Raw genomic sequence first — 20,883 nt, forward strand, 5'->3', positions numbered from 1 at the left:
TCACCGCTCGCGGAACCACCCCGCCTCGTCCGAGCCGACGAAGCCGTCCAGCTCGAGCACCGGCAGGACCGCCCGCACCCGGTCGATCGGCACCCCCGAATCCTCCGAGAGCTCACGCGTGCCCCGGGCACCGCGGGCCGGCAGCGCCTCGTAGACCGCGGCCGCCTCCCCCTCCAGCACGTCGAGCGCCCGGACCGGCCCGGCTCCGTCGCCGTCGAGCCCGATCGGTCCCGCCTCCTCCACGACATCGGCGGCGCTCGCCACCAGCCGCGCCTCGCCCTCCCGGATCATCCGGTGGCACCCGGTGGACGCCGCCGACGTCACCGGCCCCGGCACCGCGAGCACCGAACGTCCCAGCCGACGCCCCCACGTCGCCGTGTTCCGCGCCCCACTGCGCCATCCCGCCTCGACGACGACCACGCCGTCGGACAGCCCGGCCACCAGCCGATTCCGGGCCAGGAACCGGTAGCGGGCCGGGGTCGTCCCGGGCGGGTACTCGCTGATCACCGCCCCGTCGCGGGCGATCTGCTGCAGCAGGCGCCCGTGCCCGGCCGGGTAGGCGCGGTCGACACCGCAGGCCAGGACCGCGACGGTGAGGCCGCCCGCGCCGAGGGCGGCCCGATGCGCGGCGGCGTCGATCCCGAACGCCGCCCCGGACACGACGGTCCACCCGTCCGCCGCGAGATCACCCGCGATCTCGGCGGTCACGTGCTCGCCGTAGGAACTCGCCGCGCGGGTGCCGACCACCGCCACCGACCTCGCGACCAGTTCGTCCAGCGGCCGATCACCCAGCACCCACAGCGCGAGAGGGCCGCCGTCGTCGCGACCGTGCCCGAGACCGTCGAACGCGAGCAGCCGCCACCGCGGCCACTCGTCGTCGTCCGGCGTGACCAGACGCCCACCCAATGCCTGCAGCAGGTCGAGGTCGCGCACCGAGGTGTCCAGGTGCGCCCGCGCCGCCGTCCGCCGGTCCAGGAAGCTGGACAGGTCCCGCTCCCGCACGGCGCGCGCGGCCTCCTCCGGCCCGACCGCCGCCACCAACTGCGCGAGCGGCGGGCACGACCCCTGCACCACCTTCGACAGGTACGCCCACGCCGACCGCCTCGGGTCGTGTCCGGTCACGGCGCACCCCGATCCCGGAACCCGAGCGCGGTCCCCACCTGGTCCGCGCCCGGCGAACCCACCCCGGCGAGGTCCGCGAGGGTCCACGCCACCCGCAGCGCCCGGTCGGCGCCGCGCGCGGTGACCGAGCCGCGACGCAGCGCCTTCTCGAGTGGCCCGAGCGCGTCGCGGGAGAGCCGGAACCGTTGCCGCAGAGCCGGACCCGGCACCTCCGCGTTGGTGCGCCAGCCGTACGGATTCCACCGTTCGGCCGCGGCGGCCCGCGCCGACGCGACCCGCGCCCGCACCTGGTCGGTGCTCTCCCCCACTCCGTCCATCAGGACATCGGTGGAGGCGGCCTGCATCCGGATCCGCAGATCCACCCGATCGAGCAGCGGGCCCGACAGACGCCCGAGGTAGCGACGCCGGGCGGTGGGCGCGCACACGCAGTCGGCCTCCCGCGCCGGCGCGCACGGACACGGATTGGCGGCGAGCACCAACTGGAACCGCGCCGGATACCGGGCCACCCCGTCGCGTCGGGCGATCCGCACCTCGCCGTCCTCGAGCGGTGTGCGCAGCGCCTCGAGCGCCTTGGTGCCCATCTCGGCGCACTCGTCGAGGAAGAGGATTCCCCGGTGCGCCCGGCTGACCGCGCCGGGACGGGCCATACCGCTGCCACCGCCGACGAGGGCACTCACCGAGGTCGTGTGGTGCGGTGCGATGAACGGCGGTTCGGTGACGAGCGGGCGCTCGGAGGTCAGGAGTCCGGCCACCGAGTGGATGGCCGTGACCTCCAACGCCTCCGACTCCGACAGCGCAGGCAGGACCCCCGGCAACCGTTGCGCCAGCATGGTCTTCCCGATCCCCGGCGGGCCGGTCAGCATGAGGTGATGGGCACCGGCCGCGGCCACCTCGATCGCCCACCGTGCGTCCGTCTGTCCCACGACCTCGCTGAGATCGCCTCGCGCCGAAGTGGTCTCGGCGTCGAACGGATCCGGTGCCGCGAGCTGTCCCGCGCCCTGCAGCCACTCGGTGACGGCGGTCAACCGGTCCGCGCCGAGCACCTCGATCCCGTCGACCAGGCCGGCCTCCGCGAGCGCCGCCATCGGGACCACGACCGTCGACCACCCGGCGTTCTTCGCCGCGAGAACCGCCGGCAGCACACCCCGGACCGTGCGCAGTCGACCGTCGAGCGCCAATTCCCCCAGCAGCACGGTCTTCTCGAGCCGCGTTCGCGGCACCTGCCGGGCCGCGTCGAGCACCGCGCACGCGAGCGCGAGATCGTAGACGCTGCCGACCTTGGGGAGCGTCGCCGGCGACAGCGCGAGCGTTACCCGCGACTCGGGCCACTTGGCACCCGAATTCGTCACCGCCGCCCGCACCCGGTCCCGGGACTCCTGCAGCGCCGTGTCCGGCAGCCCCACCAGGTGCACGCCCGGCAGCCCCCGCCCGATGTCCGCCTCGATCTCGACGATCTGCCCTTCGACGCCGGTCACCGCGACCGAATGCGCCCGACCCAGCGCCATCAGAACACCGCCGTCAGGTGCGTGACCTCGGGTTCCCGGCGCCGATCGACGAGCACCGCCACCACGTCGAACCGGACGTGCGGCCAGTGCCGCTCCGACGCGGACAGCCAGCGTTGCGCCAGCATCCGGATGCGCCGCTGCTTGGCGTAGGTGACCGCCTCGGCGGGGCTGCCGAAGCCGAGTCCCGACCGGGTCTTCACCTCGACGAACACGACCGTGTCGCCGTCGACCGCCACCAGATCGAGTTCACCGTGACGGCACCGCCAGTTGCGGTCCAGGATCCGCATGCCGGACGCCGTCAGGCACTCGGCCGCGAGGTCCTCCCCCATCGCGCCCAGCGCGAGATTCCGTCCCATCCCAGGCCTCCCCTCAGCCGACGGGACTCCCCGTCGCTCGGGACCACTGTGCGGCCCCCGACGGACCACGGTGATCGCCCGACCTGCGCCGACGACTTCACCTGTGGATGAGCGAAGAGCTGTGGACAACGCGCAGAACGCGGGACACCCGGAAACGCGAAACCGCGCACCACGATTCGTGGTGCGCGGTTCCGGAAGACTCGTGTCAGCCCAGGCCGCTATCGGGAAGCCGCAGGTCCGACTTCTCGAGCTCCTCGATGTTGACGTCCTTGAAGGTGATGACCCGCACGTACTTCACGAACCGGGCCGGCCGGTACATGTCCCACACCCAGGCGTCGGACATCCGCACCTCGAAGTAGATCTCGCCGTCCGCGCTGTGCGGAATCAACTCCACGGAGTTCGCGAGATAGAACCGGCGCTCGGTCTCCACGACGTACGAGAACTGACCGACGATGTCCCGGTACTCGCGGTACAGCGACAGTTCCATCTCGGTTTCGTACTTCTCGAGATCCTCGGCACTCATCGGTCTCGACGTCCTCCTGCGTTGTTGTGAACATTCATCATCGCGCACCGACCGCCTCGGACTCGAACGCCCGACCCGCCGCAGTTCCCACTGCGCGGCTCGCCGCGGCGACGTTCGCGTACGACATCCGATGCTCGCGGCTCGGCCCCAGCTCGTTCAGCGCCGCCGTGTGCACCGCGGTGCTGTACCCCTTGTGCCCCGCGAAACCGTACCCGGGCAACTCGTCGTCCAGTGCGACCATGGTCCGGTCCCGTGTGACCTTGGCGAGGACGCTCGCCGCGGCGATGCAGGCGGCGGCCGCGTCACCGCCGATCACCGGCAGCGACGGCGCCGGCAGACCGGGGACCCGGAAGCCGTCGGTGAGAACGTACCCCGGCGCCACCGTCAGTCCGGCAACCGCGCGGCGCATGCCCTCGATGTTCGCCACGTGCACACCGATCCGGTCGATCTCCTCGGCGGGGATCTCGACCACGCTCCAGGCGACCGCCAGTCGCTTGATGACCGGGAACAGCTCGTCGCGCACCTTCTCGGTCAGCTTCTTCGAGTCGTCGAGCCCCGCCAACGCCGCGTGCGGTCTGGGACCGAGCACGCAGGCGGCGACGACCAGCGGTCCCGCACACGCGCCGCGACCGGCCTCGTCCACACCAGCGACCGGGCCGAGCCCGCACCGCATCAGAGCAGACTCCATGGTCCGCAAGCCGGACGCTCTGCGAATGACTGTTCTCGGTGGCCAGGTACTCACTGCTGCTGGATATCGGGGGACGAGATCTTGCCCCAACGCGACGGCGGCAACACGATGAACGTCGCCTTGCCGATCACGTTGTCGATCGGGATGGTTCCTTGGAGTTCGTCGGACACGTGGTAGCGCGAATCCGCCGAGTTGCTGCGGTTGTCGCCCATCACCCACAGGTTGCCCTCGGGGACGGTGACCGGACCGAAACAGCGACCCGACTTGACCGCCGTCGTGCACGTCTGGACCCCCGGGATGAACGGGAAGTCCATCTCCACGTACGGCTCGTCGAGCGGCTTGCCGTCGACCAGGATCCGGCCCTGGTCGTCACAGCACTCGACGGTCTGCCCGCCGGTGGCGATCACACGCTTCACGAGATCATTCTCGTCCGGCGGGACGAGTCCCACCAGCGAGCCCAACTCCTGGGCGCCGCGGACCACGACGTTCGACGACCGCTTCGAGTCCCAGTTCTCCGACCACGACTCCGGACCGCGGAACACCACGACGTCGCCGGGTTCGGGATCACCGAATCGGTAGCTGATCTTCTCGACCACGATCCGGTCGCCGGTGCAACCGGGGCAGCCGTGCAACGTCGGCTCCATCGACTCGGACGGGATCAGGTAGACGCGCGCGATGAAGGTCTGCAGCAGGAAGCTCAGAAGCAGCGCCACGACGATGAGAATCGGTATCTCGCGCCAGAAGGAGCGCTGCTTCTTCTCCTTCCCGTGGGCGCGACGCCGGCCGCCGTTCCCCCCGTTGCTCTTTCCCGTGCCGTCGCCGTTGTTCGCATCCGGCGTCACGGCCGGGTCCTGCGGTGCATCTGCCACGGAGACAGATTAGCCCGACACCGCGTGAAAACGGTGCCGGGCCAATCGATCAAGCTGGGAGCGTCGCAGCTCAGCGCTTTTCCTTGATCTTCGCAGCCTTGCCGCGCAGGTCGCGCAGGTAGTACAGCTTGGCGCGACGGACGTCACCGCGGGTGACGACCTCGATCTGGGCCAGGTTGGGGCTGTGGACCGGGAAGGTGCGCTCGACACCGACACCGAACGAGACCTTGCGGACCGTGAAGGTCTCGCGCACGCCGCCGCCCTGGCGACGGATCACGACGCCCTTGAAGACCTGCACGCGCTCCTTCGAGCCCTCGATGACCTTGACGTGCACGTTCAGGGTGTCACCGGCGCGGAACTCCGGAATGTCGTTGCGGAGGGACTTGGCGTCCAGGAAGTCCAAGGTGTTCATGGGTGTTCCATCCTTGCGTTTTCGCAGGAGCAGAGGAACCGAGCGGCGGTGGCTCGACTGGTTCGTGCTCAGATCAGGTTGAGTCGCCTTCGCCAGGCAACCCGACCATTGTGCCAGACGCCGCAGCACGCGTGGAAATCGGCGCCGGCGCGGCGTGGACGGTCCGCTCGAGTTCCTCCTCGGTGGCGGTGAGCGCGTGCTCGACGCTCGGTTTTCCCGCGACGAGGTCCTGCACGTAGATCTTGGCCCGGATCATCGGGCGCCGGTACCGCTTCTCCCGCTCGAGCGCGCGGCGCATCCTGCGGGGCTTCTTCACGTATCGCCAGCGCGCCCACGGCGCCCCGGGCCGACTCAGCCGGATCGCGCCGACCAGCAGGATCGGGAACACGAACAGTCCGACCAGTCCGGTCCAGATCTTGCCCTTGAGGATCACGATCGCCGCCAACCCCAGATTCGCGAGCGCGAGGCCCACGATCGCCGCCCGGACCGCGAAGTGCGGATCCTTGCGGAACTCGGTGATGTCGAACAGTTCGAGCGGTTGGAACCCAAGTAGCAGCAGACCGGTCACGGCGAGCGCGACGAAGACCGCATCGACCGATGCCCGTCCCTGGTCCTCCCAGTAGACGTCCTTGAGATAGAAGATCAACGCGAACTCGTCGAGCACGAGCGCCGCGCCGATCCCGAAGAAGGCGGCCAGTACCGCGCCGGTGGCCTGCGTCGCCGTCTCGTACACCGCGATCAGCGCGATCCCCGACGCGAACATCGCGACCACACCGAACACGACGTGGTGGATGTGCTGGCCGCCGGGCGTGATGTTGCCGGGCCACCAGCGCACCTCGGCGCGGATCATCCTGACGCTGACGCGGATGAACAGGAACGCGATCAGGAATCCGAGCAGGAAGAAGAGCAACGGGAGGCGCCCGTTCGCGATGATCTCCCGGTCGAGCCACTCGCGCATCAGGACCGATCCGGGTCGCGGACGATGCAGCGGAACCCGATGTGGCAGGTGGAGGTCTCCTCGGTCTCCCCTTGCCGCGCCGCCGGGCGGTACCGGAGGCAGTAGTTGGGCGCGCACAGGTGCGAGCCGCCCTTGATCGCGCGTCGCGCGTACGCCTCGCCGTCACGGGCCTCGCCCACCTCGATGCGCGGGTTGCGCGGAATGCAGCACGATGACGTCGGCGCCACGTTCTTGCCGGAGGCGCTGTGGTCGGCGGTGTGGAAGTCCGACGTCCACTCCCACACGTTGCCGGCCATGTCCACCAGGCCGTAGCCGTTGGGCCGGTAGCTGCCGACCGGCGAGGTGCCGACGAACCCGTCGTCGACGAGGTTCTGCCACGGGAACTGGCCCTGCCACGTGTTGGCCTGGTGCTTGCCGCCGGGGGTGAACTCGTCGCCCCAGACGTAGGTCTTGCGGTCCAGGCCGCCCCGGGCCGCGAACTCCCACTCGGCCTCGGTGGGCAGTTCCTTGCCCGCCCACGCCGCGTACGCGAGCGCGTCGGTGTACGAGATGTGGGTGACGGGGTGCCGCTCGCGGCCGCCGACGTTGCTGCCGGGGCCCTCCGGGTGCCGCCAGTCGGCGCCGGGCACCCACGACCACCACTGCTGGTAGTCGTCCAGGGAGACCGGGTGGTCGGGCGGGGTGAAGACCAGCGACCCGGGAACCAGCAGGGCCGGGTCCGCGTCGGGGTAGTCCGTGGGGTCGGGCGCGAGTTCGGCGGTGGTGACGTGCCCGGTGTCCTTCACGAACCGGCGGAACTCGGCGATCGTCACCTGGTGGGTGTCCATCCAGAAGCCGTCGACGGCCACCTGGTGCACCGGGCGTTCCTCGGGATAGAAGTCCTCGGAGCCCATCCAGAACGTGCCACCGGGGACCCACACCATGTTCTTCGGCGCGCGGGAGGAGTCACTGCGCACGGACGCGATCGGCTGCATGGATCCTGAGTGTTCCACCTGTCGCACCGACGCGAAAGCCGGAGCGGCACCCGGCGTTTCACCCGAAACGGGTGGGGACGGCGGCGGACCGTACCGACACCATTCGTTCCATGGGTACCGCAATCGGGGACGTGCTCCCCCTCGCCGTCGGCGTCGCTGTCAGCCCGATCCCGATCATCGCGACGATCCTCATGCTGCTCACGCCGCGAGCCGGGAGCACCGCGACGATGTTCCTCGCCGGCTGGATCCTCGGGATCGCCGTCGCGTACGCGATCTTCGTGGTCGTCGGGAGCGCCATCGACCTGTCCGCGAACTCCGACGGCAACGCCGTCACCGCGACCATCCGCCTCGCGCTCGGTGTGCTGATGCTCGGCCTGGCCGTCAAGCAGTGGCGCGGCCGACCCGCACCGGGCGAGGAGCCGACGATGCCGGCATGGCTGTCGGCGATGGACAAGGTCACGCCGGTGAAGGCGCTCGGGCTCGGGTTCGCGCTGTCCGCCGTGAACCCGAAGAACCTGCTGATGATCGTCGGTGCCGCGGTCGCGGTTGCGCAGCTCGGCGTCGACACCGGGTCGATCGTCGTCGCGGGAATCGTGTTCACCGTGCTCGCCGCGAGCACCGTCGCCGTGCCGGTCATCGGCTACTTCACGATGCGGGAGCGGGCGACGTCGTGGCTGAAGGGGCTCAAGGTCTGGCTCACCGCCAACAACGCCGCGGTGATGGCGGTGCTGCTGCTGGTGATCGGCGTGTCGCTGATCGGCAAGGGCATCGGCGGCTACTGACGCCGACAGGTGCCCCGATCACCTCGGGGCACCTGTCGTGCGGGGTTACTTGCCGAAACCGGCCTTGCGCAGGGCGTCGGCCATCGAACCGCTCGCCGGACGCTCGTCGCGACGGTCTCGGCCCTGACCGCCCTGCCGCTGACCACCCTGGCCACGCTGCCCCTGACCGCCACCGCGTTGCCCGCCCTGGCGCGGACCGCGCGAGCCCTGACCACCCTTCGGACCGGCGGCCGCGCCGACCTCGTCGTCGAGGCGCAACGTCAGCCCGATGCGCTGGCGTTCGACGTCGACGTCCACCACCTTGACCTTGACGACGTCGCCGGACTTGACGACCTCGCGCGGGTCGCTGACGAACGTGCGCGACATCGCCGACACGTGCACCAGGCCGTCCTGGTGCACGCCCACGTCGACGAACGCGCCGAACGCGGCGACGTTGGTGACGACACCCTCGAGCACCATGCCGGGCTTCAGGTGCGCGACCTTCTCGACGCCGGCCGCGAACGTCGCGGTCTTGAACTCCGGGCGCGGGTCGCGGCCCGGCTTGTCGAGTTCGGCGATGATGTCGGTGACGGTGGGCAGACCGAACTTCTCGTCGACGAAGTCGGCCGGGCGCAGCTTGGTCAGAACCGCGGTGTTGCCGATCAACTCCCCGACCGCTGCCCCGGAGGACTGCACGATCCGCCGCACCACCGGGTACGCCTCGGGGTGCACGCTCGACGCGTCGAGCGGGTCGTCGCCGTTCGGGATGCGCAAGAAGCCCGCGCACTGCTCGAACGCCTTCGGCCCGAGGCGCGGCACGTCCTTGAGCCCCTTTCGGCTGCGGAACGGGCCGTTCTGATCGCGGTGCGCGACGATGCTCTCCGCGAGCGAACCGGCGATGCCCGACACGCGCGACAGCAGCGGCACCGACGCGGTGTTGACGTCGACGCCGACCGCGTTCACGGCGTCTTCGACGACCGCGCCGAGCGAGCGCGCGAGCATCGTCTCGGACACGTCGTGCTGGTACTGGCCGACGCCGATCGACTTGGGGTCGATCTTGACCAGCTCGGCCAGCGGGTCCTGCAGGCGCCGCGCGATCGACACCGCGCCGCGGATCGACACGTCCAGGTCGGGCAGTTCCTGCGACCCGTAGGCCGAGGCCGAGTAGACCGACGCGCCGGCCTCGGACACCATGACCTTCGTCAGCCCCGCCTCGGGGAACTTCGAGATCAGCTCGGCGGCAAGCGCATCCGTCTCGCGCGACGCCGTGCCGTTGCCGATGGCGACGAGTTCGACGCCGTGCTTGGCGGCGAGCGCGGCGAGCGTCGCGAGCGACTGGTCCCACTTGTTGTGCGGCTGGTGCGGGTAGATCGTGTCGTGCGCGACGACCTTGCCGGTCGCGTCGACGACCGCGACCTTGGTGCCGGTGCGGAAGCCCGGATCCAGACCCATCGTGGCGCGGGTGCCGGCGGGCGCCGCGAGCAGCAGGTCCTTGAGGTTGGCCGCGAACACGTCGACGGCGTCCTTCTCCGCGGACTGGCGCAGCCGCATGCGGGTGTCGATGCCGAGCGTGATGAGCATCTTGGTCTTCCACGCCCACCGGACGGTGTCGAGCAGCCAGCGGTCGGCCGCGCGGCCCCGGTCCGCGATGGCGAAGCGGTTCGCGATCCGCCCCTCGTAGACGGTGGTCTCCCCCGGTTCCAGCGGCTCGCGGTCGGACGCGAGCGTCAGCGACAGGATCTCTTCCTTCTCGCCGCGGAACATCGCGAGGATCCGGTGCGACGGCAGTTTCTCGAACGGCTCGGAGAACTCGAAGTAGTCGGCGAACTTGGCGCCCTCGGACTCCTTGCCCTTGCGGACCGTCGACTCGACCTGGCCGCGGGTCCACATCATCTCGCGCAGTTCACCGACCAGGTCGGCGTCCTCGGCGAAGCGTTCGACGAGGATCGCGCGGGCGCCCTCGAGCTGTTCGGCGGTGTACTGCGCCGGGTCCTGGGTGGGGTCGGTGAGCAGCGCGTCGGCGACCGGCTCGTGCCCGGCCTCACGGGCGATCTGCGCCTTGGTCCGCCGCTTCGGCTTGTACGGCAGGTAGATGTCCTCGAGGCGGGCCTTGGTGTCGGCCAGCATGATCTGCTGCTCGAGCTGGGCGTCGAGCTTGTCCTGCGAGCGGATCGATTCCAGGATCGCGCCGCGGCGCTCGTCGAGTTCGCGCAGGTAGCGCAGGCGTTCCTCGAGCTGACGCAGCTGGGCGTCGTCGAGACCCCCGGTGACCTCCTTGCGGTACCTCGCGATGAACGGGACCGTGGCGCCGCCGTCCAGGAGGTCGACGGCCGCGGCGACCTGTCCCTCCCGTACGTCGAGCTCTTCGGCGATGCGCTGGTTCACGGATTTGAGAGCAGTCGTCACGGCGACCGACCCTACCGTTACCCTGTCCGGGGCGCCGGTGATGAGGCCTGCGAACGAATTGGTGGAGGATCCGGTGGCGGGACGAGCACGACGCCTCGCCGTCGTGTGCCTCGCGGCCGCCGCGATCGCGGCCTGCGCCTCGCCGTCCGACGACGGGACGACGCCCGACAGTCGGCGGGCGAACGACGTCGACACCACCGTGGTCGCGTCCGCGCCGCTAACGCTCGAGGGCCGGATCAGCCAGTCCGTCGCGGACGCCGCCGACCGCGGTGCGGACGTCACCATCGCCCTGCTCGACCGGCGGGACGGGCACTACGAATCGTTCGCCGACACGACCCCGTTCGCGACGGCGTCGGTCGCGAAGCTGTTCATCGCGGACGACATCTTCTACCGCGAGACGATCGCGGACCTGGAACTCACCGCCGACCAGCACGCCCTCGTCGCCCGGATGCTCGAGTACTCCGACGACGACGCCGCCAACCAGCTGTGGGACGAGTACGGCGCCTCGGACATCGTCCTCGACGTGGTGTCGCGGTACGGGCTCGCCGACACGTCGGTTCCCTACGACGACCACTGGTGGAACACCACCACGACCGGACGCGACCTCGTCGACTACTACGCGGCGGTGCTCGACGGCCGCGGCGGCCTCGACGCGGCGCACCGCGACGAGATGATGGCCTACCTGCGCACGTCGAGCCCCACCGCCGCGGACGGCTACGACCAGAGCTTCGGGATCCCTGCCGGCCTGCCCGACGAGACGGACGTCGCCGTCAAGCAGGGCTGGATGTGCTGCGTCGACGACCGCTGGATGCACCTGTCGACCGGCGTGATCGGGCCCGACGGCCGGTACGTGCTGGTGCTGGTGTCGCGGGAGGACCTCGACTACGGCGACTCCGACGCCGAGTACCCCGACACCTCGCTCACCGCGGCGGTCGACGACGTCAGCGCGGCACACGCCCGGGAGACGGTCACCGACGTCGCTCGAACCCTGTTCCCGCAGAGACGAATCGACTAACCCCGCCCGGCACCCACCAGGTCGTCCGCGGCGACGACCTCCCGCGCGGCCCGCTCCCCCGACCGCACCGCCCCGTCGACCCACCCGCACATGACGGCCGAACTCTCGGTGCCCGCCCAGTGGATGCGTCCGCAGGGCGCGCGCAGCGCCGGCCCGAATTCGGTGAGCACCCCGGTCGGCGCGTGGCTGAGCATCCCGCCGCCCGAGTACCGCTCGGCGCTCCAGTCCTGCTCGACGAAATCGAGCGGCGCCGCCGCCGCGCTGCCGAACCGTTCGGTGAGCGCGCCGACCACGGCGGTCCGCCGCTCCGCCGCCGTCAACCGGCCGAGTTCCCGGGCCCGCGGGCCCTCGACGATCACGCACAACACGCCCGGACGCGGCGCATCGGTGCCGGCGTCGATCGTGACCATCGCGGCCGATCCGGGTGCGGCGGACTGGCCGGACAGCCCGTCCGCCCGCCAGAACGGCTCGTCGTAGAGCACCGCGATCTTGAGGATCGCCCCGCTGGGCATCCGCTGGTGCAGGAACGTCCGGTCCACCGGCAGCAGCGGCTCGTACCGGATCTGTCCGGCGACCGCGAGCGGCACCGCGACGATCACCCGCCGCGCGCGGACCGTCAACTGGTCGGTCGCGACGGTGACGCCCCCGTCGTCCTGTGCGATCGTGCGCACCGGCTGCGACAGGTGGACGGATCGGCCGAGTTCGGCGGCCATGGGCCGGTAGATCGCCCCCATCCCGCCGACCGGACGGGAGTCCTGCGCCGCATCCTTCACACCCAGCACGAAGCCCGGCCCGCCACCGGACGCCATCTGGTACAGCACGAACAGGAACGACACCTCGGACGCGGCCGACGTGTAGCAGCCCGCGATCGCCATCTCGAGCAGTCGGTGTGCGGGCTTGGACAGCACGTTGTCGTCGAGCCACTTGGCGAGGCTGATGCGGTCCCACTCGGCGGCCCGCTTCGCCTCCCACGGCGCGTCGAGCGGGATGGACTTGCACAGCTCCCCGAGTTCGAGGAACACCGTGCCCAGGTTCGCGACGGCCCACGGGCTCATGGTCATCGGGATCGTGCCCTGGTAGCGGTACTTCTTGCCGTCGACCATCATCATGGCGTCGCCGGCGGTGTACTGCTTGTAGCTCGGCACCCCGAACTCGGTCATCAGCGCGTGGACGCGGTCCTGGCCGGGACCGATCCAGGCCCCGCCCCGGTCGATCCACACGCCGTCGTCGCGGGTTTCGGTGAACGTCCGGCCGCCGAGTCGGTCACGGGCCTCGAGGACGGTGACGGAACGGCCCGCCTGTTTCAGTCGCAGAGCAGCGGTCAGCCCCGCGAATCCGGCCCCCACGACGCAATAGTCGACGTCAGTCATCACAGGTCACCTCGAGTTCCTGCCTACTCGGGCGACCCGCGCCGGGTCAAAGGTCGGTGCGAACCGATCAGGAAAGGAGATCGGGCCGACGCTCGGCCGTGCGTTGAAGCGACTGCGCCCGCCGCCAGGCTGCGACCTTCGCGTGATCGCCGGACAGCAGCACCGGCGGCACGTCGAGTCCGCGCCAACTGACCGGGCGCGTGTAGCTGGGCCCCTCGAGGAGACCGTCGGAGAACGAATCCTCCTGATGCGACTGCTGATTGCCGAGCACACCCGGCAGCAGACGGACGACGGCCTCGACCATGACGAGCACCGCGGCCTCGCCGCCGATCAGCACGTAGTCGCCGATGGACACCTCTTCGACCCGCACCCGGCGGGCCGCGTCGTCGAACACACGCTGGTCGATGCCCTCGTACCGGCCGCACGCGAAGACCAGATGCTTCTCCTCGGCCCAGCGGTGCGCGGTGGCCTGCGTGAACGGGACGCCGGCCGGGGTGGGTACCACGAGGAGGGCGTCGGAATCGGGGTCACCGTCGTCGTCGGTGAGAACCTCGTCGAGGGCGTCGCCCCACACGGTGGGTTTCATGACCATGCCCGGCCCGCCGCCGTACGGGGAATCGTCGACGGCCTTGTGGACGTCGTGGGTCCAGCGTCGCAGGTCGTGGACTCCGACGGAGATGAGTCCCTTGTCGATCGCCTTGCCGAGCAGTGCGGCCCGGAGCGGCTCGAGGTACTCGGGGAAGATCGTGACTACGTCGAGACGCACGGTGGTTCGGTCACTCCTCGTTGGAGCTGTCCCCGAAATTCGGATCCAGCAGGCCTTCCGGTGGGTCGATCTCGATGACACGGTCGGCGACGGACACGGTCGGGACGATCGCCGTCACGAACGGCACCAGCACCTCGCCCGACGTCTGCCCCTCCGGGCGGATCGACAGCAGTTCGCCTGCGGCGGAATGCAATACCTCGATCACCGTGCCGACCGGAGTGCCGGCGTCGGGGCGTCCGGTGGCCATCCGCACAGCCAGGCCCTCGAGCTCGTGATCGTAGAACTCGTCCGGATCGTCGGACGGGGTGAGATCGGCGGTGTCGATCGTGAACAGCGTGCCGCGCAGGTCGTCGGCGGTGTTGCGATCGGTGACGCCACGCAAGCGCAGCAGAAGCCGCCCGGAATGCTCCCGGGCGGCTTCCACCACGTACGTGTGCAGCTTGTTCTCGCGCGGCTTGCGGCCACGCAGCTCGGCACCGACGGCGAAGCGCTCCTCGGGTTCGTCGGTGCGAACCTCGACGACGAGCTCTCCCCTGATGCCGTGCGACTTGGCGACGCGGCCTACGACGAGTTCCACTGCGGACTTACAGATCGGTGTCGACGACGTCGACGCGGATCCCACGGCCCCCGATACCGGAGACGAGGGTCCGCAGGGCGGTCGCGGTGCGACCACCGCGACCGATCACCTTCCCGAGATCGTCGGGGTGCACGTGCACCTCGACGGTGCGCCCCCGACGCCCCGTGATCAGCTCGACGCGAACGTCGTCGGGGTTGGCGACGATCCCACGGACGAGATGCTCGACGGCATCGGCGACAACGGCGCTCATTACTCGGCAGCCTCGGTGGACTCGGCGTCAGCAGCGGGAGCCTCGGCGGCCTCTTCCTTCGCAGCCTTCTTCTTCTTGGGCGTGATGGCCTCGGAAACCGGCTCGTTCTCGGCCTGCGCCAGCGCAGCCTGGAACAGCTCCAGCTTGGACGGCTTGGGCTCCTTGACCTTCAGGGTGCCCTCGGCGCCCGGCAGGCCCTTGAACTTCTGCCAGTCACCGGTGATCTTCAGCAGGTTCTCGACCGGCTCGGTCGGCTGCGCGCCGACACCCAGCCAGTACTGAGCGCGCTCCGAATCGATCTCGATCAGCGACGGCTCTTCCTTGGGGTGGTACTTGCCGATGGTCTCGATCGCACGGCCGTTGCGGCGGGTGCGAGAGTCCGCGACGATGATCCGGTACTGCGGGTTGCGGATCTTGCCGAGGCGGGTGAGCTTGATCTTGACAGCCATGCGCTGCGTATCTCCTTCAGTGCGCACACCAGTGCGCACGTGTCACGTGCAATTCAGCGACCCACCAGGGCGGTGAGTCCGGTTTTGCCGCTCTCCTGTGACCGTCGCGCGGTACGTAACCGGATGCGACGAACAGCGGTTCATTCTGCCAGACGACCCGCACGGAACGGAAACGCAGGCCGTCGCCCCCGTTCACGTGCAGGTTCGGTGACCAGAACCACCCGGCACGCCTACGGCGCCCCGCCCCACCTCGGGTACCGTCGATGTGTGGCCCGAACCAGTCGTAAGAGCCGACCAGCGCTGATCGTGCTGGTCGTCGTCGCCGCCGTCGGATGCCTGGCGCTCGGCTGGTGGCAGTGGACGCGATTCGAGTCCGTGGGCGGCACCGGCCAGAACCTCGGCTACGCGTTCCAGTGGCCGCTCTTCGCGGCGTTCGTCGTCTACGCCTACCGACGGTTCGTCCAGCTCGAGGACGGCCTCGACGAGGACACGGCCGACGGCTCGGCCGGAGGCGCCGCGGACGGCCAGCCGACCGACGTTCCCGAGGGCCTGCTTCCGGAGCGCCCGAAGGCGGAATCGGTGACCGCCGCGGATCTCGACGACCCCGAGGCGCGGCAGATGCTCGAGTACAACGATTACCTCGCCGAGCTCTCCGCTCGCGAGCCCGATAGGAGCGACAAGTGAGCGGCGGCCCCCACGAGACCACCCCACAGCAGACCGCGCCCCAGGCGGCGCCCGCACAGCAGGACAACCAGAAGATCGCGTCGGCGCTCCTGCGCTACCGCGTACTCGCGTATGCGACCGGCATCTGGCTGCTCGTGCTGACGGCCGAGATGGTGGCCAAGTACATCTTCGGCGTCGACAACCTGCCGACCTGGATCGCGATCGTCCACGGCTGGGTGTACTTCGTGTACCTGATCATGACGATCGATCTCGCGGTCAAGGTGCGCTGGCCCGCCGGTCGGACGATCGGCACCCTGCTGGCCGGCACCGTCCCGTTCCTGTCGTTCTTCGTCGAGCACTGGCGCACGGTGCAGGTCAAGAAGGACTTCGGGGTCTGAGCCACCCGGATTCCCCCCATCACGCCGAAGGGCCCGTCTCGTACGAGACGGGCCCTTCGTGCCTTCGCGGCGTGTTACGCCTCCGCCAGCTCGGCGAGCGCCGGCACCAGCTGCGCCAGTGCGCGTCCCCGGTGTGAGGCAGCGTCCTTCTCCTGCGGCGACAGCTCCGCCGACGTTCGCTGCTCGCCCTCGGGTTCGAAGACGGGGTCGTAGCCGAACCCGTTCGCGCCGCGCGGCTCGCGGACGATCCGTCCACGCCACTCCCCGCGCACCACGACGGTGTCCTGCCCCGGGATCGCGAGCGCGCACGCCGACACGAACGCGGCGCCGCGCCGTTCGTCGGGCACGTCCGACAGCTGTCCCAGCAGCAACGCCGTGTTGGCGCCGTCGTCGCCGTGACCGCCGCTCCAGCGCGCCGACAGCACGCCCGGCATGCCGTTGAGGGCGTCGACCTCGAGCCCGGAGTCGTCCGCGACGCACGGCAGCCCGGTGGCCGCGGCCCCGTCGACGGCCTTGACGATCGCGTTCTCCTCGAACGTCGCACCCGTCTCCGGCGTCTCCGGGAACTCGGGGACCTCGTCGAGGCCGATCACCTCGAGCCCATCGATGCCGGCGGCGGCGAGGACCCGACGCAGTTCACCGAGCTTCTTGGCGTTGCGGCTGGCGACCAGGATCTTGCCGCTCAACTGCCGAACGCCTTCTTCTTCGGCTCGGACGACTCCGGCAGCACGCCCGGGTACGGCTCGGCGAGCGCGGCCTGCTGGATCGCGAACAGCTGTTCGCAGCCGGCGAGCGCCGAGTCGAGCAACTTGTCGAGCGTCGAGCGCGGGAACGTTGCGCCCTCGCCGGTGCCCTGGATCTCGACGAGCGTGCCGGTGTCCGTCGCGACGACGTTCATGTCGACCTCGGCGCGCGAGTCCTCCTCGTACGGCAGGTCCAGCCGGACGCGACCGTCGACGACGCCGACGCTGACCGCGGCGATGGCGCACGAGATCGGCTGCGGGTCGGCGAGGCGGCCCGCGGCACGCAGGTAGGTCACAGCGTCGACCAGCGCGACGTACGCGCCGGTGATGGCGGCGGTGCGGGTGCCGCCGTCGGCCTGCAGGACGTCGCAGTCGATGGCGATGGTGTTCTCGCCGATCGCGGCGAGGTCGATGCACGCGCGCAGCGAGCGGCCGACCAGTCGGCTGATCTCCTGGGTCCGTCCGCCCACCTTGCCCTTGACCGATTCGCGGCCGCTGCGGGTGTGGGTGGCGGCGGGCAGCATCGCGTACTCGGCGGTGAGCCAGCCCAGCCCCGAGCCCTTGCGCCAGCGCGGCACGCCCTCCTCGACGCTCGCGGTGCACATGACCCGCGTGTTGCCGAATTCGACCAGCACCGAACCCGCGGGATGGTTCGTGAAACCGCGCGTGATCCGGACCTCGCGGAGTTCGTCGTCCGTCCTACCGTCTTCTCGTGTCGTCACGTTGGAAGAGCCTAGTCGGCGGCGCCGACGGTGAGCCCAGTCGCCGCCGGTGTGAGCGAGGGGTGTCGTCAGATGTCGTAGACGTCGCCGGCCGAGACCGCGTGCACGGGCCCGGAGAATTCCGCCTTCGCCTCGGCGATGACGTCCTCACGGGAGGTCCACGGCGGGATGTGGGTGAGCAGGAGTTCCCCGACCCCGGCGCGGGCGGCGACCTGCCCGGCCTCGGTGCCGGAGAGGTGGATGCCCTCGGGCCGGTCCGGGCTGTGCGTCCACGACGCCTCCGACAGCAGCACGTCGGCACCGCGGGCGAGGTCGACGACGGTGTCGCACATGCCGGTGTCGCCCGTGTACGCGAGGACGCGTCCCGCCTTGCTGGTGACGCGGAAGCCGTAGGACTCGGGCGGATGGTTCACGCGGAACGCCTGGACCGCGATCTCGCCGATCTCGGCGACGTGCCCGTCGGACCAGTTGCGCAGGTCGATGGTGTCGGAGATGTCGTCGAGTTCACCGCCGCACTCCGCGGACGCGACCCCGATGCGGCACGCGCTGTCGGTGGGGCCGTAGACCAGGGCACGACCGGCGGGCGGATTCGGGTGGTACCGGCGCCACACCAGCAGACCGGGCATGTCGAGGCAGTGGTCGGCGTGCAGGTGCGACAGCAGGATCGTCGCCTCGCCCGGATCGGCGTACTTCTGCAGGGCTCCGAGGACGCCGGGGCCGAAATCCATGACGACCGGCGGGGTGCCCGGCGCGGTCAACAAGTAGCCCGACGCAGCCGAGTCAGGTCCGGAAACGCTGCCCGAACATCCCAGGACCGTAATGCGCATGCCAGCTATGCTGCCACGATCACCCGGCTCTCAAAAAGCTTCGGTCACTTTCGGCGGCGTCAACTCACATCCGACGTCGGATGTGATGCGCCATTTCACGTCCTGGGCATGTGACGGTCGAGTCAGCCCGGCAGGCGCGGCACCGCGGAGACGCCGCCCGATCCCGGCGCCGGGACACCACCCTTTCTGCGGGTGTCCGACGACAGCGCCCACGCCGCCACGACGCCGCCGATCGCCCCGAACAGGTGCCCCTGCCAGGAGATCCCGTACTGCCCGGGCAGCACACCCCACAGCATGCCGCCGTAGACGAAGAGCACGACGACCCCGAGCAGGATCTGCCCGACACTGCGGGTGAAGATGCCGCGCACCAGCAGGAACGTGAGCCAGCCGAACACCAGCACGGATGCGCCGAGGTGCGCGGAGCCGACACCACCGGTCAGCCAGGTGCCGAGCCCGCCGATCACCCAGATGATTCCGGTCGCGGCGAGACCGCGACCGATCCCGGAGAGCAGCACCAGGAATCCGAGGATCAACAGCGGGACGGTGTTGGCCAGGAGGTGACCCCACCCGAAGTGCAGCATCGGCGCGAACAGGATGCCCCACAGCCCGTCGAGGGTCAGTGGCTCGACGCCCCACGCGTCGAGTCTGTTTCCCGCGACGGTGTCGATCGCCTCGAGCACGTAGAGCACGGCGACGAAACCACCGATGGTCATCGCCGCGCGCTGCCACATCGGGCGCGCGGCCCGCGGCGGGTTCGCCCGCAGTTCGGATCCGGTTGTCACGGTTTCGAGCGTACCGACCACCACCGACGAACGGTCGGCGCCGAACGACTCCTCGCGCTAGCCGGAAGTCCCGAACGCCGACGGGAACACGTCCCGGTAGCCGGGGATGCCCGCGACCGTGGTGGCCGACAGAATCGCGTCGACGATCGCCTGCTGCACGCACTGCGCGGCCGCCGCGCAGACCGCGTCGAGGATCGGCAGTTCGGCCGGGAACGCCGCGGGCACCCCGACCGGTGACGGGGTGTCGTGGGTCCCGGTCGCGAGCGCGAAGATGGTGTCGCCGTCGAGCGGCGAGTGCGCGGGCCGGATCGCGCGGGCCAGGCCGTCGTGGCCGGCGACCGCGACCCGGCGGCACGACGCCTTCGACAGCTTCGCGTCCGTCGCGACCACGCCGATCGTGGTGTTGAGGACGGTCGCCTTCTCCCCCAGCGCGTTTGCCGCCGCGAGTTCGTCGGGCGACGGGCGCCGGATCCCGCGGCGCTCCGCGTCCGCGAGCGACAGCCCCCACGGCAGACCCGTCTCCGGATCCCATACCGAGCCGACCGGGTTGGCGACCATGAGTGCGGCGACGGTCACGCCGTCGGCCGGTCCACCCTGGATGACGTTGCTTGCGGTGCCGACGCCGCCCTTGACGACCCCGGCCCTGGCCCCGGTGCCGGCTCCGACGCAGCCGGTTTCGACGTCGCGCCCCGCCCGGTCGGCCGCCCGGTAGCCGCACTCCGCGGTGGGCCGGGCATGCCAGTCGCCGACGGGCAGGTCGAAGATCACCGCGCCCGGCACGATGGGGACCACCTGGCCCGGCGCACCCATCGGGATGCCGTGATCGTGTTCCTCGAGCCAGCGCATGACGCCGTCCGCAGCGGCCAGGCCGTACGCGCTGCCGCCGGACAGCAGCACCGCGTTCACCTGCTGCACCGAATGGCTGGGGTCGAGCAGGTCGGTCTCCCGGGTGCCCGGGCCGCCGCCGCGCACATCCACACCGGCCGTCGCTCCGGACGGGACCAGCACGACGGTGCACCCGGTCGCCGCACCGGCGCCGAGGGTCGCATCGGGATCGAGCCGGTGGTCGTGGCCGACGAGGACACCGTCGACGTCGCACAGCGAGTTCGACGGCCCGGGGACCAGCGCCGGCCGGGGCGCGGTCACGACATCAGCGCCTGGACGAGCGAGTCCTGCATCCACGTCAACCAGTGGTAGACGTCGAGGTGCGGGGCCCGGGGGTCACCTTCCTCCAACTCGTCGGGGGTGTCGGCGTCGATGCCGAGATTGGTGCCGAGCGCCAGGCGGATGTCGTTGAGGCCGGCGAGCCACGCGTCCGCCTGCTCCGGGGTGAGCGCGACCTTGCCGCCCTCGGCGGGCACGGTCTGCAGCATGACGGAGCCGGCCGCGATCTTGTCGTCGATGATGTCCGGCTCGTGCAGGCTGCGCAGCGCACTGTTGACGTTGCCCCGTTCGGGGTCGTTGTCGGGCGCGTCGGGGTCCGCGCGCTGGAAGTCCGGCAGCAGTCGCGCGAGGACCGCGTCCGACGGGGTGTCGCTGTTGCCCGTCCGCATGCCGGTGAGCGCCGCCAGTTCGTCGGTCGGCGCCGACGAGGCCCGCTCCTCGAGCAGCCCGGTCACCGAGGACACCAGCGACCTCAGCACCGCCGCTTCGTGTGCGTCCATCTCCGAACGCAGTTTCATTCCGCCGAGCGAGTTCTTCCTCGTCCAAGTCCGCACGTCTGTACCCGGGATCCTTACGGTCGAGA

25 protein-coding genes are annotated in these 20,883 nt (G+C 70.4%); 4 read left to right on the top strand and 21 right to left on the bottom strand.

Translation table 11 applies throughout. From position 1 onward, the window contains the following. From dprA to EGT67_RS10575, 9 genes are all read right to left on the bottom strand, one after another. Positions 1–1,122 (bottom strand): DNA-processing protein DprA, encoded by a 1,122-nt coding sequence (gene dprA / locus EGT67_RS10535; RefSeq protein WP_127916008.1) that lies wholly within the window; start codon positions 1,120–1,122, stop codon positions 1–3. Further along, positions 1,119–2,627 carry a YifB family Mg chelatase-like AAA ATPase gene (locus EGT67_RS10540; RefSeq protein ID WP_127916009.1) on the bottom strand — a complete coding sequence of 503 codons (1,509 nt, stop codon included), beginning with the start codon at positions 2,625–2,627 and terminating at the stop codon, positions 1,119–1,121. Before EGT67_RS10540 ends, dprA begins: the two co-directional genes overlap by 4 nt. Further along, on the bottom strand, positions 2,627–2,983 hold the full coding sequence (locus tag EGT67_RS10545; RefSeq protein WP_127916010.1) for a YraN family protein: 357 nt from the start codon (positions 2,981–2,983) through the stop codon (positions 2,627–2,629). Before EGT67_RS10545 ends, EGT67_RS10540 begins: the two co-directional genes overlap by 1 nt. Before the next feature lie 205 nt (positions 2,984–3,188). Further along, positions 3,189–3,506, bottom strand: coding sequence for a DUF2469 domain-containing protein (locus tag EGT67_RS10550; RefSeq protein WP_127916011.1), 318 nt, complete (start codon positions 3,504–3,506; stop codon positions 3,189–3,191). Positions 3,507–3,543: 37 nt separating this feature from the next. Beyond that, on the bottom strand, positions 3,544–4,248 hold the full coding sequence (locus EGT67_RS10555; protein WP_127916012.1) for a ribonuclease HII: 705 nt from the start codon (positions 4,246–4,248) through the stop codon (positions 3,544–3,546). Continuing rightward, positions 4,245–5,063, bottom strand: coding sequence for a signal peptidase I (lepB, locus tag EGT67_RS10560; protein ID WP_127916013.1), 819 nt, complete (start codon positions 5,061–5,063; stop codon positions 4,245–4,247). The genes EGT67_RS10555 and lepB overlap by 4 nt, the downstream gene beginning before the upstream one ends. Positions 5,064–5,133: 70 nt before the next feature. Further along, positions 5,134–5,475 carry a 50S ribosomal protein L19 gene (gene rplS, locus EGT67_RS10565; protein WP_127916014.1) on the bottom strand — a complete coding sequence of 114 codons (342 nt, stop codon included), beginning with the start codon at positions 5,473–5,475 and terminating at the stop codon, positions 5,134–5,136. Positions 5,476–5,548: 73 nt separating this feature from the next. Continuing rightward, positions 5,549–6,433 (bottom strand): hypothetical protein, encoded by an 885-nt coding sequence (locus EGT67_RS10570; protein ID WP_127916015.1) that lies wholly within the window; start codon positions 6,431–6,433, stop codon positions 5,549–5,551. Then, on the bottom strand, positions 6,433–7,407 hold the full coding sequence (locus EGT67_RS10575) for a formylglycine-generating enzyme family protein (protein ID WP_127916016.1): 975 nt from the start codon (positions 7,405–7,407) through the stop codon (positions 6,433–6,435). The genes EGT67_RS10570 and EGT67_RS10575 overlap by 1 nt, the downstream gene beginning before the upstream one ends. A gap of 110 nt (positions 7,408–7,517) precedes the next feature. On the opposite strand from EGT67_RS10575, the gene EGT67_RS10580 reads away from it, so the two are divergent. Beyond that, positions 7,518–8,189 (top strand): GAP family protein, encoded by a 672-nt coding sequence (locus tag EGT67_RS10580; protein ID WP_127916017.1) that lies wholly within the window; start codon positions 7,518–7,520, stop codon positions 8,187–8,189. 45 nt (positions 8,190–8,234) lie between these two features. Here EGT67_RS10580 and EGT67_RS10585 read toward each other — a convergent pair whose 3' ends face one another. Next, entirely contained in the window at positions 8,235–10,574 is a 2,340-nt protein-coding gene (locus EGT67_RS10585) for a Tex family protein (RefSeq protein ID WP_127916018.1), read from the bottom strand. Positions 10,575–10,647: 73 nt separating this feature from the next. On the opposite strand from EGT67_RS10585, the gene EGT67_RS10590 reads away from it, so the two are divergent. After that, complete coding sequence (locus EGT67_RS10590; RefSeq protein WP_241565966.1) at positions 10,648–11,589, top strand: serine hydrolase; 942 nt, start codon at positions 10,648–10,650, stop codon at positions 11,587–11,589. On the opposite strand, the gene EGT67_RS10595 is transcribed toward EGT67_RS10590, so the two are convergent. The 5 genes from EGT67_RS10595 to rpsP all read right to left on the bottom strand — a co-directional run bounded on the left by EGT67_RS10595 (position 11,586) and on the right by rpsP (position 15,001). Then, positions 11,586–12,959: a flavin monoamine oxidase family protein gene (locus EGT67_RS10595; protein WP_127916019.1), complete on the bottom strand. Its 1,374-nt coding sequence runs from the start codon at positions 12,957–12,959 to the stop codon at positions 11,586–11,588. The two genes, EGT67_RS10590 and EGT67_RS10595, sit on opposite strands and share 4 nt — an antisense overlap. 67 nt (positions 12,960–13,026) lie before the next feature. Further along, entirely contained in the window at positions 13,027–13,725 is a 699-nt protein-coding gene (gene trmD, locus EGT67_RS10600; RefSeq protein ID WP_127916020.1) for a tRNA (guanosine(37)-N1)-methyltransferase TrmD, read from the bottom strand. Between the two features lie 10 nt (positions 13,726–13,735). Further along, positions 13,736–14,302 carry a ribosome maturation factor RimM gene (gene rimM / locus EGT67_RS10605; RefSeq protein WP_127916021.1) on the bottom strand — a complete coding sequence of 189 codons (567 nt, stop codon included), beginning with the start codon at positions 14,300–14,302 and terminating at the stop codon, positions 13,736–13,738. Positions 14,303–14,309: 7 nt separating this feature from the next. Beyond that, on the bottom strand, positions 14,310–14,552 hold the full coding sequence (locus tag EGT67_RS10610) for an RNA-binding protein (protein WP_005513947.1): 243 nt from the start codon (positions 14,550–14,552) through the stop codon (positions 14,310–14,312). After that, on the bottom strand, positions 14,552–15,001 hold the full coding sequence (rpsP, locus tag EGT67_RS10615) for a 30S ribosomal protein S16 (RefSeq protein WP_127916022.1): 450 nt from the start codon (positions 14,999–15,001) through the stop codon (positions 14,552–14,554). Before rpsP ends, EGT67_RS10610 begins: the two co-directional genes overlap by 1 nt. Before the next feature lie 267 nt (positions 15,002–15,268). Here rpsP and EGT67_RS10620 point away from each other — a divergent pair, with 267 nt between their 5' ends. Both EGT67_RS10620 and EGT67_RS10625 read left to right on the top strand, forming a co-directional pair. Then, positions 15,269–15,685 carry a transcriptional regulator gene (locus EGT67_RS10620; RefSeq protein WP_127916023.1) on the top strand — a complete coding sequence of 139 codons (417 nt, stop codon included), beginning with the start codon at positions 15,269–15,271 and terminating at the stop codon, positions 15,683–15,685. Then, positions 15,682–16,062 carry a DUF3817 domain-containing protein gene (locus tag EGT67_RS10625; protein ID WP_127916024.1) on the top strand — a complete coding sequence of 127 codons (381 nt, stop codon included), beginning with the start codon at positions 15,682–15,684 and terminating at the stop codon, positions 16,060–16,062. Before EGT67_RS10620 ends, EGT67_RS10625 begins: the two co-directional genes overlap by 4 nt. Positions 16,063–16,136: 74 nt before the next feature. Here EGT67_RS10625 and rdgB read toward each other — a convergent pair whose 3' ends face one another. The 6 genes from rdgB to aosR all read right to left on the bottom strand — a co-directional run bounded on the left by rdgB (position 16,137) and on the right by aosR (position 20,854). Further along, positions 16,137–16,748 (bottom strand): RdgB/HAM1 family non-canonical purine NTP pyrophosphatase, encoded by a 612-nt coding sequence (gene rdgB, locus EGT67_RS10630; RefSeq protein WP_127916025.1) that lies wholly within the window; start codon positions 16,746–16,748, stop codon positions 16,137–16,139. Continuing rightward, positions 16,745–17,527: a ribonuclease PH gene (gene rph, locus EGT67_RS10635; RefSeq protein ID WP_127916026.1), complete on the bottom strand. Its 783-nt coding sequence runs from the start codon at positions 17,525–17,527 to the stop codon at positions 16,745–16,747. The genes rdgB and rph overlap by 4 nt, the downstream gene beginning before the upstream one ends. Before the next feature lie 68 nt (positions 17,528–17,595). Then, positions 17,596–18,354 carry a cyclic nucleotide-degrading phosphodiesterase gene (locus EGT67_RS10640; RefSeq protein WP_127916027.1) on the bottom strand — a complete coding sequence of 253 codons (759 nt, stop codon included), beginning with the start codon at positions 18,352–18,354 and terminating at the stop codon, positions 17,596–17,598. A gap of 122 nt (positions 18,355–18,476) precedes the next feature. After that, the gene (locus EGT67_RS10645) at positions 18,477–19,085 is read right to left on the bottom strand and encodes a rhomboid family intramembrane serine protease (protein ID WP_206612344.1); all 609 of its coding nucleotides are present in this window, start codon (positions 19,083–19,085) and stop codon (positions 18,477–18,479) included. 108 nt (positions 19,086–19,193) lie between these two features. Then, complete coding sequence (locus tag EGT67_RS10650; RefSeq protein ID WP_127916029.1) at positions 19,194–20,282, bottom strand: P1 family peptidase; 1,089 nt, start codon at positions 20,280–20,282, stop codon at positions 19,194–19,196. Beyond that, positions 20,279–20,854 (bottom strand): oxidative stress transcriptional regulator AosR, encoded by a 576-nt coding sequence (aosR, locus tag EGT67_RS10655; protein ID WP_127916030.1) that lies wholly within the window; start codon positions 20,852–20,854, stop codon positions 20,279–20,281. Before aosR ends, EGT67_RS10650 begins: the two co-directional genes overlap by 4 nt. Between the last annotated feature and the right edge of the window lie 29 nt (positions 20,855–20,883).

This window comes from Prescottella agglutinans (assembly GCF_004011865.1).
Lineage (GTDB): Bacteria > Actinomycetota > Actinomycetes > Mycobacteriales > Mycobacteriaceae > Prescottella > Prescottella agglutinans.